The 14,383-nt window shown below is 58.0% G+C and carries 14 protein-coding genes; 5 read left to right on the forward strand and 9 right to left on the reverse strand.

From position 1 onward, the window contains the following. Positions 1-112: 112 nt before the first annotated feature. Positions 113-1,516 (reverse strand): DEAD/DEAH box helicase, encoded by a 1,404-nt coding sequence (locus tag AAHA39_RS18340; RefSeq protein WP_320657213.1) that lies wholly within the window; start codon positions 1,514-1,516, stop codon positions 113-115. A gap of 340 nt (positions 1,517-1,856) precedes the next feature. On the opposite strand from AAHA39_RS18340, the gene AAHA39_RS18345 reads away from it, so the two are divergent. Beyond that, positions 1,857-2,672: a substrate-binding periplasmic protein gene (locus AAHA39_RS18345; RefSeq protein ID WP_407707142.1), complete on the forward strand. Its 816-nt coding sequence runs from the start codon at positions 1,857-1,859 to the stop codon at positions 2,670-2,672. A 93-nt stretch (positions 2,673-2,765) separates the two neighbouring features. Here AAHA39_RS18345 and aroC read toward each other — a convergent pair whose 3' ends face one another. Further along, positions 2,766-3,854 (reverse strand): chorismate synthase, encoded by a 1,089-nt coding sequence (gene aroC / locus AAHA39_RS18350; RefSeq protein WP_320657212.1) that lies wholly within the window; start codon positions 3,852-3,854, stop codon positions 2,766-2,768. A 12-nt stretch (positions 3,855-3,866) separates the two neighbouring features. Further along, complete coding sequence (gene prmB / locus AAHA39_RS18355; protein ID WP_104015044.1) at positions 3,867-4,802, reverse strand: 50S ribosomal protein L3 N(5)-glutamine methyltransferase; 936 nt, start codon at positions 4,800-4,802, stop codon at positions 3,867-3,869. Between the two features lie 65 nt (positions 4,803-4,867). Between prmB and smrB the strand changes: the two genes are divergently transcribed. Then, complete coding sequence (smrB, locus tag AAHA39_RS18360) at positions 4,868-5,392, forward strand: endonuclease SmrB (RefSeq protein WP_041207861.1); 525 nt, start codon at positions 4,868-4,870, stop codon at positions 5,390-5,392. Between the two features lie 57 nt (positions 5,393-5,449). Continuing rightward, the gene (locus AAHA39_RS18365) at positions 5,450-6,745 is read left to right on the forward strand and encodes a sensor domain-containing diguanylate cyclase (RefSeq protein ID WP_320657211.1); all 1,296 of its coding nucleotides are present in this window, start codon (positions 5,450-5,452) and stop codon (positions 6,743-6,745) included. A 360-nt stretch (positions 6,746-7,105) separates the two neighbouring features. Here the strand turns inward: AAHA39_RS18365 and AAHA39_RS18370 are convergent, their stop codons facing one another. The 4 genes from AAHA39_RS18370 to AAHA39_RS18385 form a co-directional block, all read right to left on the reverse strand. Continuing rightward, complete coding sequence (locus tag AAHA39_RS18370; protein WP_320657210.1) at positions 7,106-7,723, reverse strand: histidine phosphatase family protein; 618 nt, start codon at positions 7,721-7,723, stop codon at positions 7,106-7,108. 31 nt (positions 7,724-7,754) lie between these two features. Beyond that, a complete protein-coding gene (locus AAHA39_RS18375) occupies positions 7,755-8,141 on the reverse strand; it encodes a GFA family protein (protein WP_320657209.1) in 387 nt (128 codons plus the stop codon). Positions 8,142-8,604: 463 nt separating this feature from the next. Then, positions 8,605-10,068 (reverse strand): chitinase, encoded by a 1,464-nt coding sequence (locus AAHA39_RS18380; RefSeq protein ID WP_201966528.1) that lies wholly within the window; start codon positions 10,066-10,068, stop codon positions 8,605-8,607. Positions 10,069-10,372: 304 nt separating this feature from the next. Then, positions 10,373-11,563, reverse strand: coding sequence for a methyltransferase (locus AAHA39_RS18385; RefSeq protein ID WP_320657208.1), 1,191 nt, complete (start codon positions 11,561-11,563; stop codon positions 10,373-10,375). A 216-nt stretch (positions 11,564-11,779) separates the two neighbouring features. Between AAHA39_RS18385 and AAHA39_RS18390 the strand changes: the two genes are divergently transcribed. After that, on the forward strand, positions 11,780-12,358 hold the full coding sequence (locus AAHA39_RS18390; RefSeq protein WP_201966531.1) for a PhnA domain-containing protein: 579 nt from the start codon (positions 11,780-11,782) through the stop codon (positions 12,356-12,358). On the opposite strand, the gene AAHA39_RS18395 is transcribed toward AAHA39_RS18390, so the two are convergent. Both AAHA39_RS18395 and AAHA39_RS18400 read right to left on the reverse strand, forming a co-directional pair. Then, entirely contained in the window at positions 12,340-12,741 is a 402-nt protein-coding gene (locus AAHA39_RS18395; RefSeq protein ID WP_203976115.1) for a hypothetical protein, read from the reverse strand. The two genes, AAHA39_RS18390 and AAHA39_RS18395, sit on opposite strands and share 19 nt — an antisense overlap. Before the next feature lie 512 nt (positions 12,742-13,253). Next, positions 13,254-13,532 carry a YcgL domain-containing protein gene (locus tag AAHA39_RS18400; protein WP_041207867.1) on the reverse strand — a complete coding sequence of 93 codons (279 nt, stop codon included), beginning with the start codon at positions 13,530-13,532 and terminating at the stop codon, positions 13,254-13,256. A gap of 107 nt (positions 13,533-13,639) precedes the next feature. On the opposite strand from AAHA39_RS18400, the gene minC reads away from it, so the two are divergent. Next, positions 13,640-14,365, forward strand: a complete 726-nt coding sequence (gene minC / locus AAHA39_RS18405) for a septum site-determining protein MinC (RefSeq protein ID WP_342690030.1) — start codon at positions 13,640-13,642, stop codon at positions 14,363-14,365. Positions 14,366-14,383: the final 18 nt, after the last annotated feature.

The following is a 14,383-nucleotide window of genomic DNA, read 5'->3' on the forward strand; positions in this document are numbered from 1 at the left end:
CAGAGCGGGTCAACCAAACGCGGAGCCGCAGAAGCAGAAATAGAAAAGCCCTGCCGATATGGCAGGGCTTTTCGTTTAACCGTTCAGAGCGGGAGAGTGGCTATCCTTGCCCTTACTGGTTGTGGCTGGCGCGACGGGGACGACGGGCCTGAGCCGGCTTGGCGGCGCCATCAGCCGGACGCTGACCACCCTGGGGCTTGGGCTTGCCGCCGTTGCCGGAGCGGCTAGCGCCTGCGTTGCCACCGTTGTTGCCGGAGCGAGCGGCACCCTGACGCTGGCCTTGACCTTGCGGACGCGGCGCACGGCGCTGCTCGCTCGGATCACGGGGCTCTTTGCGCAGCGGCGCGCCGATACCACGGGCGATGTTGTCGAGGGTCTCGCGGGACGCTTCGAAGCCGGGCACCTGCTCGCAGGGGATGTTCTGCTTGGTCAGACGCTCGATGGCCTTGATCAGTTTCCCTTCATCGGCCGCAACCAGGGAGATGGCGTGACCGGCAGCGCCGGCACGACCGGTACGACCGATACGGTGCACGTAATCTTCCGCCACGTTCGGCAGCTCGAAGTTCACTACCTGCGGCAGCTTGTCGATATCGAGGCCACGGGCCGCGATGTCGGTCGCCACCATCACGCGCACGCTGCCATCCTTGAAACCGGCCAGCGCGCGGGTACGGGCACCCTGGCTCTTGTTGCCGTGAATGGCGGCGGCACTGATGCCGTCCTTTTCAAGCTTCTCGGCAACACGGTTGGCGATGTGCTTGGTACGGGTAAAGACCAGCACCTGCTGCCAGTTATTGCTGGAGATCAGGTGGCTCAGCAGGGCAATCTTGTTGGCCTTGTCGCACGGGTGCACCAGCTGCTCGATACGCTCGGCGGTGCTGTTGCGCGGGGCGACTTCGATCACAGCCGGGTTGTCCAGCAGGCCAGTGGCCAGCTCGCGAATTTCATCGGCGAAGGTGGCGGAGAAGAGCAGGTTCTGGCGCTTCTTCGGCAGCAGGGTCAGGATGCGGCGGATGTCGCGGATAAAGCCCATGTCGAGCATGCGATCCGCTTCGTCCAGCACCAGGATCTCCACCTCGTCAAACTTGACGGCATTCTGGTTGTAGAGATCGATCAGACGGCCCGGACAGGCCACCAGCACGTCCAGACCACGGCGGGTCGCCATCATCTGCGGGTTGATGCTTACGCCACCAAATACCACGTGGCTGCGCAGGGGCAGATGCTTGCCGTAGTTGCGCACGCTCTCGCCCACCTGGGCGGCCAGCTCGCGCGTCGGGGTCAGTACCAGCGCACGGACGCGGTTCGGAGAGACCTTGCGCTTGCTCTCCATCAGACGTTGCAGCATCGGCAGGGTAAAGCCTGCGGTCTTGCCGGTCCCTGTTTGGGCCGCCGCCATCAGATCGCGGCCAGCCAGAACGGCGGGGATCGCTTGCTGCTGAATGGGAGACGGGGTGTCGTAGCCTTGTTCGGCAACGGCACGCAACAAGGGTTCGGCCAGACCGAGGGAAGTAAAACTCATAGTTACCTGCTAGGGATAGGGGCGCCGACAATCCGGGATGGGGCTCCTCTGCTGAGCCGATGCCATCTCGCCAGACTCGGGCCTGTTGAGAACACAACGATTTCCCCGGGGAGCAGAGCAAAGGGGAAAGAATAGGGGCGCAGTCTAGCGGAGTTATTGAGGAGAAACGAGAAAAATGTGATGTTCCTCCCAGCACGAGGAGAAAATCCCGCCTTCCCTGCCCCAATTGCTCCCGTTTACCCGATCTTTTACTACCGCCCTATTAACATCAAACACAATAAAAACACTCTGTTGTCAGCAAGGCACGGAGATCAAAAAGATCAGGGATGATGAGGTTTATATGAAGAGGCAATCAGGCTTTCCCATCAGATGGCCACTCTGGCTTGCCCTGCTGCTGTTGTGGGCGATGCCGGCACATGCCGACAAGCAGGTTCTCACCGTGGCCTGGAGCCACTGGCCCCCCTTCAGTCAGCTCAACAATAAAGGGGAACTGGCAGGGCTCGATATCAGCCTGACCCGCCAAATCCTCACCAAAGCGGGTTTCACCCCCAAATTTCGTGAAATTCCCTGGGCCCGGGCACTCCATCTGGTAGAGCATGGCCAGCTGGATGTGGCGATGGGCGCGCTGGCGCTGCCGGAGCGCGAGCAATATGCCCGCTTCTCCGCCCCCTATCGCCACAGCGCCTACGTGCTGCTCAGCAACGATCCCATTCCCGGCCAGCAGGATCGCTGGGCCGGTTACCCGACCCTCTCTGCGCTGTGCAACGCCAAGGGGCTCAAGATCGGCAAGCTGCGCGGCACCCGCCCGATGCAGCAGTTGGAAAACTGCCCGGCACTCAAGGAGGTAACCGAGTACAACGCCGACGACCGGCTGATCGATCTGCTGCTCGCCCGCCGCCTCGACGGTGTCATCATGGAGTGGCAATACGCCCGTTATCGCCTCGACCAGCTCGGCGCCACCGGCTTTATCAGCTGCCAGTTGCTGCTCCACCACCAACCGGTCAGCCTGATGTTTGCCAAAGAGAGCATCAGCGATGAGCAGCTCGTCAGCATCGACAAGGCGATCGCTACCCTGCCCAAAACCGATCGCAACTTTCCGCCCCCCACATGCCGCCTGAGCGCCGCCCCCGATGGCGATGAACCCCCGCTGCATTAACCCGAACAGAGAAAACAAAAAGGCGACCCAAAGGTCGCCTTTTTCATGCTGGCCAATAATAAGAGTTGATCAGCCAGTGGGTCGTTATGCCGATCAGCGCAGTTGCGGCGTCTGGGTCAATACGCCCTGATTCTGGGCGCGGTGACGCAACAGATGATCCATCAGCACCAGCGCCAGCATCGCCTCGGCGATGGGCACGGCACGGATGCCGACGCACGGATCGTGGCGACCCTTGGTGATCATCTCGGTAGCCTCACCCTCGGTGGTGATGGTCTTGCCCGGCACCGTGATGCTGGAGGTAGGCTTGAGCGCCATGCTCACCACGATATCCTGACCCGACGAGATGCCGCCCAGAATGCCGCCCGCATGGTTGCTGGCAAAGCCGGCCGGGGTCATCTCGTCACGGTGCTCGGAGCCTTTTTGCTCCACTACCGCAAAGCCGTCACCGATCTCCACACCTTTTACCGCATTGATGCCCATCATGGCGTGGGCGATGTCGGCATCGAGGCGGTCGAACACCGGCTCACCGAGACCCACCGGCACATTGCGCGCGATGACCTGTACCTTGGCACCAATGCTGTTGCCCTCTTTTTTCAGGTCACGCATGTATTGATCGAGCGCTTCCAGCTTGCCCGCATCGGGGAAGAAGAAGGGATTCTGCTCGATCTGCACGGCATCAAACGCCTCGGCCTTGATGGGGCCAAGCTGGGAGAGAAAACCGGTGATCTCGATGCCGTGCACCTGTTTGAGGTACTTCTTGGCAATAGCACCCGCCGCCACCCGCATCGCGGTTTCGCGGGCGGAGGAGCGACCGCCGCCACGATAGTCGCGCTGACCATACTTCTGGTGGTAGGTGTAGTCTGCATGGCCCGGGCGGAACAGATCCTTGATGTCGGAGTAATCCTTGGAGCGCTGATCGGTATTCTCGATCAAGAGCCCGATGGAAGTACCGGTGGTTCTCCCCTCAAACACCCCGGAGAGGATCTTCACCTCGTCCGGTTCACGGCGTGGCGTGGTGTAACGGGAGGTGCCGGGCTTGCGCCGATCGAGATCTCCCTGCAGATCCGCTTCGCTGATCTCCAGCCCCGGCGGGCAGCCATCGACCACGGCGCCCAGCGCCAGACCGTGGCTCTCGCCGAAGGTGGTTACCCGAAAGAGTTGGCCAAAACTGTTCCCTGCCATAGGCGCTCCTGCTTAGTTCTTGTAGATGGCAAAATGATCCTGATACTGCACCAGCTCGTCGCGCGTCATCACGAACACACCGTGGCCGCCGTTCTCGAACTCTACCCAGGTAAAGGGGATCTCGGGGAACTGGGACTCCAGATGGATCATGCTGTTGCCCACCTCGACCACCAGCACGCCGTCATCCTTGAGGAAGTCGGCCGCATTGGCCAGCAGGCGCTTGGTGAGCTTGAGACCATCGCTGCCGGAGGCGAGCGCCAGCTCCGGCTCGTGACGGAACTCGTCCGGCAGATCCGACATATCTTCGGAATCCACGTAGGGCGGGTTGGAGACGATGAGATCGTACTTGTCGCCCGCCGGCAGATCGCGGAACAGATCGGAGCGGATCGGGATAACCTGCTGCTCCAGCCCGTGATCGTTGATGTTGCGCTCGGCCACATTCAGGGCATCGACGCTGATGTCGATGGCGTCAACCTCGGCGTCCGGGAACTCGTGAGCCATGATGATGGCGATGCAACCGGAGCCGGTGCAGAGATCCATGATCCGGGTCGGCTCCTGTTTGAGGAACGGCGCAAAGCGGTTGGCCACCATCTCGGCGATGGGAGAACGGGGAATGAGTACCCGCTCGTCAACGTAGAACTCCCAACCGGCATACCAGGCCTTGTTGGTGAGATAGGGCGCGGGAACACGCTCCTGCACGCGGCGCACGATCAGTTCGGCAATCCGGTGACGCTCGCTGCTGGTGAGACGGGAGTGGCGCATCGCCGGATCCACGTCCGGCGGCAGATGCAACGCGGGCAGTACCAGCTGCACAGCCTCATCCCAGGCGTTGTCGGTACCATGTCCGTAGAAGATACCGGCGTCGTTGAAACGACTCATGGCCCAGCGCAACATGTCCTGGATGGTGTGCATCTCGGCAACCACCTCATCGATAAATATCTTGTCCAAATCCACCTCCAAGTCGAGTAATATCCGGCCCGAGAATTTTATACAGCGAGCAAGACGAGTACCTGATGAAAAAAACGCCCTCACCGACAGACGAGGAAACCCAGCTGTTCCGCGATGCGATAAAAGGTACCCGGAAAATCAAGCAAGATACCATAAGGGCCGAGTTACGCCCGGTCAAGCAGAAACGCGAAATGCGCGAAAGCCGCGAATCCCTTGGGGTTGACCACTATTTCAGCGATGAGTATCAGCCCCATCTCGAGGACGATGGTCCGACCCGTTACGTGCGCGAAGATGTGTCGAAATTCGAGCTGAAAAAGCTCAAGCGGGGCAGTTATCCGCCGGAGATCTACCTCGATCTGCACGGCATGAACCAGCATCAGGCCAAACAGGAGCTGGCCGCCCTACTCACCCTCTGCCAGAAAGAGAACATTCACGTCGCCTCGGTGATGCACGGCATCGGCAAACATATCCTCAAACAGCGCATTCCGAGCTGGCTGGCCCAGCACCCCAACGTGCGCGCCTTTCATCAGGCTCCGCGCGAATGGGGCGGCGACAGCGCCATTCTGGTCTTGCTGGATATCGAGGAGTAGCTCGTAAAATCGGCAACCTATACTGAATATCAATACGTTATTGACAGTGGAGGTTGCATGTTTACACGAGGCTCCCATGCCGACATCAAGTCATCCCTCGACGCCATCGGTGCCGCCGTGGCGGTATTCAGCCTCGACAAGGATGACCACTTTGTTCTGGTATCAGCCAACGACACCTTCGCCAAAGCCTTCGAGATCGAGGTGCTTGGCTGCATTGGCAAACGGCTCAACGAAATGTTTCCCCGCTACATCACCAGCAGCATCGAGCAGCCGATGCACGAGTGCGTGAGCCAGCAGACAGGGGTGGAGAGCGAACTGCCCATCGATAGCCTGTCGCGCACCAGCTGGTGGCGCTTTGTCCTCTCCCCCATCATTCCCGAGCAGGCACGGATCAACAGGATCATCGTCACCGCCATCGACATCACCGCCAAGAAGCAGCTGGAAGATGCGCTCACCACCAGCCGCCGCCGTTTTGAAGCGGTCGTCAACTCCGCCTATGACGGCATCATCAGCGTCAGCAGCGAATCGCGGATCGAACTTATCAATACCGCTGCCTGCGAGATGTTCGGCATCGACGAGAGCTATCTTGGCAAACGGCTGGAGACCCTGCTGCCGCAACGGTTTCGCGCCAACCATGACAGCTACTTCAAGGCGTTCAGCAACTCCCCCATCAATTCACGCCCCATGCATGCCCGCGCCTCCGTGGTAGGGCTGCGCCGCGATGGCAGCGAATTTCCGCTGGAGGTCACCATCGCCAAGATCAATATGGGCCAGACCACCGAGATGACCGCCATCCTGCGCGACATCTCCGAACGGGCGCGCCTGGTGGAAGAGCTGAAAGTCGCCGCCACCACGGATCCCCTGACCGGTATTGCCAACCGGCGCCGTTTCGATGAGCTGGTCAACGCCGAGATGCAACGCTGCCAGCGCTTTGGTCACACCATGAGCCTGCTGCTGATCGACATCGATCACTTCAAGGAGGTCAACGACAACTTTGGCCACCAGCAGGGGGATCAGGCGATCCTGAGTCTGATCAACCGGATCGGCAAACAGCTGCGAGAGGTGGACATGCTGGGGCGCTGGGGCGGCGAGGAGTTTATCGTGCTGCTGCCGGAGACCTCGTTAGAATTGGCCTGGGCCAGCGCCGAGCGGATCAGACTGGCGGTGGAGTCGACCCGCCATGCGCTATCCGGAGCGCTTGAGGTCTCACTCACCATCAGCATCGGGATCAGCGCCAGCAAGGGTCCCCTCGACAGTGTGGAGAAGATGGTCAGACGGGCCGACACCGCCCTCTATATGGCCAAGAAACAGGGGCGCAACTGCTGTCGCAAGGAGGAGCCGGAGCCGACCTGATGGCTCGGCCCCTTCTTCAGTCACGACGGCTTGTCCCTCGATCAGCAACAAAGAACCATTCATTTGTTATCACAGCCAGTTCGGAGCCACGCCACCTTGAGTGGCGTGGTGCTTTTTACCCGTCCCCATACATAGATTGCTTCACTGGCGTAACAGAGCTAACCATCACTTTTGCACAGGTGCAATAATGGAGCTCGACCAGCACGGCAGGTCTATTTTTGCGATAGCGCTTTGCCGCGACAATGCCCCCTCCGATCACCCTTAGATAGCGGTCAAGCAGACTCCGAATGACCAGCAAACACGATGCAAAGTGAGCACAACAGGATTAAGGATGATCGGGAGTCACAAAGGTCGGTTCACTCATAGTCCACCGGTTGAGGGGGGTCGGCAAAATGGCAGAGGTTTATCCGGCGTTAAAGGTACCGGAAAATACACCGTCAGCATGCCGCCGTTGGCCAACTGCCAATCGAAAAAGTCATCAAATCCGGCACTTGTCACGGCACGGATCACCTTGGCGACGACCCCATGTGCGACCAGCAGCACGCGCTCCCCTTGCGCGTTCGAGGTCAGTTCGAGCAGCCCTTGCGACACTCGGGCAACTACCTCATCCAGCGTTTCACCACCGGGTGGTGCCTCTGCCCAACGCCGGGTAATATTGCGCGCCCACAGCTCGGGATAACGCGATTTCGCCTCTGCTTGTGTCAACCCCTCAAACAGGCCGACATGCCGCTCACGAAAGGCTGGCGCAAGTTCCACTGGCAAATCCAACTGGCGAGCGAAGATCGCAGCGCTCTCTCTGGTTCGCTGCAGCGGCGAAGCCAGCAGCCGATCGAACGGGGCCTGAGCGGCCGCGATCTCGTCAGCCAATCGGGCAATGTGCTTCAGGCCACTCTCATTAAGCCCGATATCCAGCGCGCCCTGATACCGTCCTTCCGCATTGGCTTGCGTCTCGCCATGGCGGATAACGACCAGCTCCATGCCAACCTCCTTTGTTGGGGTTACCCTGGTTTTACTTCCCTTTGGGATAACGGGGATGCTCGTCCCGGATCGGCAACCAGGGCAGCTGGCTGTCGGTATGGATGTGGTAGGTTGGCGCAACAGCATCCGGATTATCGAGGGAGGCGATAGCCAATGTGAGATATTCAGGGTACTGGGTGCTGCGATACGTAAGGGAGGAGCCACACTCGGCGCAAAATCCCCGGCGGATAAAGTCTGAAGACGCATACTCGGTCGGTTTGCCGCATAACCATTGCACCTGTTCGGCGTGAAAGTCCATCCAGGCCCCGACCGGTGCCCCCGTGGTACGCTGGCAATCCCGAGAGTGACAAAAATCGGCCGCAAAAGGTGCAGTCAGCACCTCATAGCGGATCACCCCGCAATGACAACCGCCCTTCATCTTGCCCCCTTTGTTGCAATTTTGCACAAGCCAAAGAGCTTACCAATATAAACCGATCGTTCACATCAATTTTCTCAATGGAATAAGCGAAAAAGTGCCGAGATAAAAATGCGCTATATAGCAAGACCTCACCATTTTGGTGATAAATGACAGTTTACCAATAGGAGAATTACTCCCCTCACGTGCAATGAGAGGATTCATTTAATGATGAAGAATGAATTAGCCCGCAGTGTGTAAAAATTATCAGTTGACGCCAATTTATGGAGCTAACCAATCGACATGTAAAACAGCTACCCCTCACTTCTCCCAACACCATTTTATTTCAATTTTCAGATAAAAATCGTTCTATAAACCAAGACTAAAGCACCATTGAAAATACAAGATAATATTCGGCGATGTAATTTTTGAATTAACGAGGAGAGGGAGCCCCCCTCTCCTCTCTAATTGTCAATATCACGCCACCTTATTTGGCAGGCACCACAACCCAGGGGCCACCTTTGGCGGGATCATCCCCCTGCGTCCACCATTTGGCCTGATAGACAACACCTTTGTAGCTCACCTTGCTACCGGCGGTATAGACCTTGGTCGCTTCCCAGGCCGGGTTGCCGCCGATGGGCGGTTCGCTCGGATCGACCGGCGGCGGGGTCAGTTTGTCCACGACCCGTACTTTCGGCCAATTGGCGTGGGAGCCGTAGAAGTTGGTCACGCACTTCTGGTAATCGCCCGGCACCAGCGCCGAGTAGGCGGTCTGGAAGCCAACCAGCTCACACTCGAAGGAGTAGCCGCCCGGACGATCCGGGTAGTATTTCCAGTTGCCATCCCAGTTGGTGTAGAGCACGTCGGTGGCACCGTTGAGGTTGAGGCTGCCATAGGGCGTCTGCTGCCAGCAGGTATTCTTCTCATCGGCCTTGACCGGGATCTGGTAGTGATTGGCCAGCCCTTCCCAGTAACGAATACGGTTGACCGGCTGCCCCTTGTCCTTGTTCTGTTCGCCACACTCGATGCCGCCATTGATGACGTTGATGGTGGTGCCAAAGCCATAGCCGATACCGGCATCCACTTCCCGTTTGGAGGGTACCCAGGTGCGGTCAATCACGTGCAGCATGGCCGGCTTGGGCGCCTGTGGCGTCAGGAAGAACCAGATGGCCGAGGCGAGGTTGAGCCAGGAGTCGGCCACCAGCCCCGGGTTGTTGAGCAGCACGGAGGCATCGCCATCGAACATCGCCTCGGAGAAGGCGCCGTAGTTGAAGTGGTAGGAGAGCTGCTTGGCACCGCGGCCAAAGTAGCCTTGTCCGGTACTGCAGGGCCACTTCTTGTTTTGCCAGTCGTTCTGACCGCAGCCGGTGGTGTAGCCAGTCTGTCCCTCTGACCAGCCCATCTCGCGCACATGCACCAGCGCCTGCTGCCACTCTTCCAGCCCCAGCGGGTTGTCGGAGACATTGTCCTTGGAGATATGCCCCCCCGTCTCCTGAGAGAAGTGGGCAAAGGCGGTCACGATGGATTTTTTACAGATCGCATCTGAATCACGCCCGTCAGTATATTCCCCGCAAAATGCCGGAAATTTACCGATAGCACGCAAGAACCGGACATAGGTGTATTCCGGCGCTGCCATCTGGGTTAAATAATCCCATTCCGACTGGGGAAATACCCGTTCAACCCGTTTTACGTTGTCAGGGTTGCTTGCCAACCCGGGTTCAATGGCATCGACTATTTTATTGGATCGGGTCGCCAACGCCTTGGCCCAAATTGCATACATGGGATTGGCTGTCTTGGCTTTTTCCACGGCAGCCACATCAGAGGCAGCAATAACATATCCACCGGGGTTCTGCGGATCGGGTTGAATATTCATGGTTGCGCTCATTGCACTATAACTTGGCAATGCGCAGGCAGCCGCAATCAACCAGGCACAACGCTTGGGTTTGAACATAAATCACAGTCCTTGTTTGAATATAGGGCGCTACAAGAGTAGGTGTTTTATTAACTAAATTCACGATGAGAATTAAGAAATAAAACAGATTTGTGAGCCATTTCACCTTGTCAGAAAAATTAGCCATTAACCGACACAAAGAACTCATACGAAACAATTTTTGACAAGGTGGCACCAGTAAAACTGGATCCGCGCGAGTGGATGGAGTGGCTACCACCCGTACATTTTTTTAGACGCAAAAAATGGCTGACAAGAGGAGCTTGTCAGCCATTCGAAACCATCAGGCGGCAGGGAGGCTAGCGACTCAGGCTTGTGCCTTCACCGCGCGGATCAGGATATTGCGCGGCGTCATCGGTTTGGCACAGAACTCCCCCACCTCGACCCGATAACCCTGCTCTTGCAGGAACAAGGCTCTATCGAGGGCAAGCCAGATCTCGAGGGGACGGCGAAACAGGTGACGCACCAGCTCCATCCTAGCGACAGCGCCAAAACGCGCCTCCCCTTTGGCCACAAAGGCGTCGTAGTCCAGTCCGCTCGGCAACGGGATCCCCTTGCGCTCGGCAGCCCAGTCGCAAAATGCCGCGAAACTGCCGGTCAGCAGGCTCTTTTGCATATTGGGCACCGGCAGATACTCATCGACCCCGCGCACTTCCCGTTGCAGGCAATCAAAGGCGAGTCGCCACACCACCTCCTGCTCGCGCAAGCGGGTGATCCGCGCGCCACCGGTCACCGTCTCCTGCAACGGCAGTTTGAGATCGGCCTTGACCAGACGCAACGCACTACCCTGAGCAGCTTGAGAGAGCGGACGGTAATCCGGGGTGCGGATCAGATGGTAACAGCAGGGGGAGATGGTCACCCCGCGGGCACTGCGCTCGGCCACTTGCGCCAACAGATGAGTGTGCAACTCGCCACAGGCGTGCAGTGCCATGGCATGGTGCTCGGGCGCAATAAGCTCGGCAGACTCGGGAGCAAAGGCATCGGCGCAGCAGAAGGTCATGGTGGCGCCATCACGCTCAGCCAGCTGACGACCCTCTTCACAGAGCTGCTCTTGCAATTCGAGGCTCAATACCGACGCGTGACGATGACGTGACACCAGTCGCCCAAGATGCCCCTTGCCGGCACACCACTCCAGATAGGGCCCATGATGCACAGGCAAGCAGGCAGTGAACGCCTCGATTTGCGCCTGCTTGCGCCCCGGCATATGCAGCGCCATCTCCTTGCTGCAATTGATTGGCTCGGGGGTAAAAGGCTCAAGCTGACTGAGTTGCAGCAACACCTCGCCATCGGCAATCCAGGGGGAGAGCAACGAGCCAAGGGCCGCCATGTCGCCATCAAGTTCAGCCAGTTGCTCCAACGTGAGAGCATCGAGCTGTGCCACCAGCTCCGGTGCCTCGTTGGCAAAGGGCATGGTCAGGTGGTGATAGGGCTGATATTGCCACCAGCGCCGATGGAGGATCAGCAGCTGATCCAGTTGTTGAAAGCGTTGCGCCAGCACAGGAGCCTCTATCCGGTAGTCAAAAGGAGGCTCATTCTAGCGATCCCGCTTCAAATTGCACTCCTGCTGCGCAGTAAAGTGCCGCTCAAGGGAGTAGCCTGACCCGGCTTGCTACCCGACCTGACAAAATGCGGGGTTTTATGCTATATTCCGCCCCCTCTTTGATGCGCCCCGCCCGATGCGGGTCGTTTTACTACCAACCAGGGGATCAATAACATGACCATCAACGCCATCCTGCAAGCGCGCGCAGGCGCCAAGTGTGAACTGTGCGGCGCCGAGCAGGCACTGACCGCTTTCGTGGTACCCCACTCCCCCGCCAGCGACGATGATCACAGCGTGGCCATCTGCGATACCTGCCGTGGCCAGCTGGAGCAGCCAGAGACCGTGGTTGTCAACCACTGGCGCTGCCTGGGCGACAGCATGTGGAGCCAGGTGCCGGCCGTTCAGGTCATGGCATGGCGCCAGCTGAAAGGCCTCTCCGCCCAAGGCGAAGTGTGGGCTCAGGACATGCTGGACATGATGTACATGGAAGAAGAGACCAAGGCCTGGGCCGAAGCGGGCATGGCTTCCGAAGATGACGACAGCGTGCCGACCGTTGACTCCAACGGTGCCGTGCTGCAAGAGGGCGACTCCGTCACCCTGATCAAGGATCTGGACGTCAAGGGCGCCGGCTTTACCGCCAAGCGCGGCACTCTGGTCAAGGGCATCCGCCTGACCAACAACCCGCTGCATATCGAAGGCAAGGTCAACGGTGTGCAGATCGTGCTGGTCGCCGCCTACCTGAAAAAGGCGTAATACCGCTCGGCAACTTGTGCCGACGACAATAAAAGGATGGCCAACCGCCATCCTTTTTTATTTGCCGCCGCTTTATGGGCCGCGCTGTTATCAGCTGCACAGAAGTAATTTTCAGCCATCGCCAAGCCACATACTTTCGCCAATACGACATGTTGCAAACCAGCCATACACCTGACCCATATTTGTACGCTGTGGTGTGCAACTATGTGGCTCCCTCCCCTTTTATCCTGCAGCACACCTCCCCAGAGCCCCTGCTGCGCCGGTTTGATTACGCCAACATATTCACAATTACTATCACGCTGGCCTTGACCACTATTGGCTGATAACAGCAAGGCTTTGCTCGACTGCTCGTGTAGGTTCCCAAACGGGATGCTCTCGTCCAACAGGACTCTTATCAGATAGCGGTAATATATTGGTGGCCAAGCTCTTTTTCTCAATGGCTGGCAAGCGCGTCTCGCAAGGCTGCTCGCGCGGGAAATTGGCTAGAAACAGCTGGGCTATTTTGTGAGCAAGGACAAAAATTGACTAAAAGCAGGTCATAGATGCTTGACTTTATATTTTAAAAAAAGAAGGGAAAACGAGGTAAGGCGATAAGAAAATAATGGTGTAAATAACCCCTCCCCCAATCGATGGAACTGCTCGAAAAAAATTGGCACAAGTGTTGTGCTCGCTGTTGTGCTCGCCAAAAGTAACTCCGTGGACAAGCCGGCAATATATCGGGCAGATGACCAATATTGTCCGGTTAAGCACCCCCGTTAATTTATCATCAGTTGTTCAGGCACTGAACATAAGCGATGAATCGCAAGGTAGAAAATGGCGATAACCGGATAAAAAAACAGCCCCGTTACACGCTCTGTTGCGACGGGGCCATCTCGATGGTTTCAGGCGGGAGAGGTCACGCGCCCTTTTTCTGGCGGGCCTTGTGCTCTTCCAGCAGGTTCTCCGGCGGGGGCGGCACCTGCAGGTAGAATCCCTGCATGGTCAACGCCTCCATCACCTTGCCGACATCGGCCAGCCCGAGGGGTTTGGCCGGGTCCAGTTTGGTCATCAGCACCAGCTCGGGACGACCAAAAACCGCCATCAAGGGGGCCGGGACGCGGGAAAAGTCCTCTCTTCTTTCAACAAAAAGGTAGGTCTCGGCTTTTTTGCGACTTTTATAGACTGCACACAACATGGAAATTGATATAATCCGACGAGTTTATTGCCTCTGATGGGGGCAAACTATAACATCAGGAATTGAATAACAATAACGGATTAGCATCTCTGCCTCGGGGAAGATTCATGGTTGAGCGCGATAACGAATTGAAAGGGACCACCTTCACTATTTCTGTGTTGCATATCAGCGATGGCGAGCCAGAGCGGATCCGTCAGTTGTTGGCGGAAAAGGTGGCTCAGGCGCCCTACTTCTTTAATTGCGCACCGCTGGTGATCAATGTTTCCCGACTGGAACAGATCCCCGACTTCGAACAGCTCAAGGAGCTGGTGGAGTCGGAAGAGTTCGTGCTGGTCGGCATCACGGGCGCGCGAAGTGAAGAGATGAAGACGGCGGCCAAGGCCGTGGGCCTTGCCGTAATGGCCTCGGGCAAGAGCCGCAAGAGCGATCCCCAACCTGAGCCAGAGCCAGTGGTGGCACCTGCCGCCCCCGTTACGCCCCCTGAGCCGGAGCCGGCCCCCCTCATCCCGACCCGGGTGCATGTGGGCCCGGTGCGCTCCGGCCAGCAGATTTATGCTGCCGGCACCTCGCTTGTGGTGCTGGGTTCAGTCAGTCCGGGGGCCGAAGTGCTCGCCGATGACAGCATTCATATATATGGCACCCTGCGTGGCAGAGCCATAGCCGGAGCCCGCGGCAATACCCGGGCCCGGATCTATTGCCAGCAATTACAGGCCGAGCTGCTCTCCATCGCTGGCACATTCCAGCTCAGCGATGCATTGTCGGCAGGCCTCATCCAGCAACCGGTCCATATCCGGCTGGATAATGAACAACTCCGTATAGACCGTATCAAATAGAGTTACAAGGAAGCGAGA

The organism is Aeromonas sp. SE22 (assembly GCF_038739755.1).
Lineage (GTDB): Bacteria > Pseudomonadota > Gammaproteobacteria > Enterobacterales > Aeromonadaceae > Aeromonas > Aeromonas jandaei.

What these genes read in the sequence shown, in the direction of transcription:
- AAHA39_RS18340 (WP_320657213.1), bottom strand. Translation starts at nt 1,516, where the DNA reads ATGAGTTTTACTTCCCTCGGTCTGGCCGAACCCTTGTTGCGTGCCGTT.
- AAHA39_RS18345 (WP_407707142.1), top strand. Translation starts at nt 1,857, where the DNA reads ATGAAGAGGCAATCAGGCTTTCCCATCAGATGGCCACTCTGGCTTGCC.
- aroC (WP_320657212.1), bottom strand. Translation starts at nt 3,854, where the DNA reads ATGGCAGGGAACAGTTTTGGCCAACTCTTTCGGGTAACCACCTTCGGC.
- smrB (WP_041207861.1), top strand. Translation starts at nt 4,868, where the DNA reads ATGAAAAAAACGCCCTCACCGACAGACGAGGAAACCCAGCTGTTCCGC.
- AAHA39_RS18365 (WP_320657211.1), top strand. Translation starts at nt 5,450, where the DNA reads ATGTTTACACGAGGCTCCCATGCCGACATCAAGTCATCCCTCGACGCC.
- AAHA39_RS18370 (WP_320657210.1), bottom strand. Translation starts at nt 7,723, where the DNA reads ATGGAGCTGGTCGTTATCCGCCATGGCGAGACGCAAGCCAATGCGGAA.
- AAHA39_RS18375 (WP_320657209.1), bottom strand. Translation starts at nt 8,141, where the DNA reads ATGAAGGGCGGTTGTCATTGCGGGGTGATCCGCTATGAGGTGCTGACT.
- AAHA39_RS18380 (WP_201966528.1), bottom strand. Translation starts at nt 10,068, where the DNA reads ATGTTCAAACCCAAGCGTTGTGCCTGGTTGATTGCGGCTGCCTGCGCA.
- AAHA39_RS18390 (WP_201966531.1), top strand. Translation starts at nt 11,780, where the DNA reads ATGACCATCAACGCCATCCTGCAAGCGCGCGCAGGCGCCAAGTGTGAA.
- AAHA39_RS18400 (WP_041207867.1), bottom strand. Translation starts at nt 13,532, where the DNA reads ATGTTGTGTGCAGTCTATAAAAGTCGCAAAAAAGCCGAGACCTACCTT.
- minC (WP_342690030.1), top strand. Translation starts at nt 13,640, where the DNA reads ATGGTTGAGCGCGATAACGAATTGAAAGGGACCACCTTCACTATTTCT.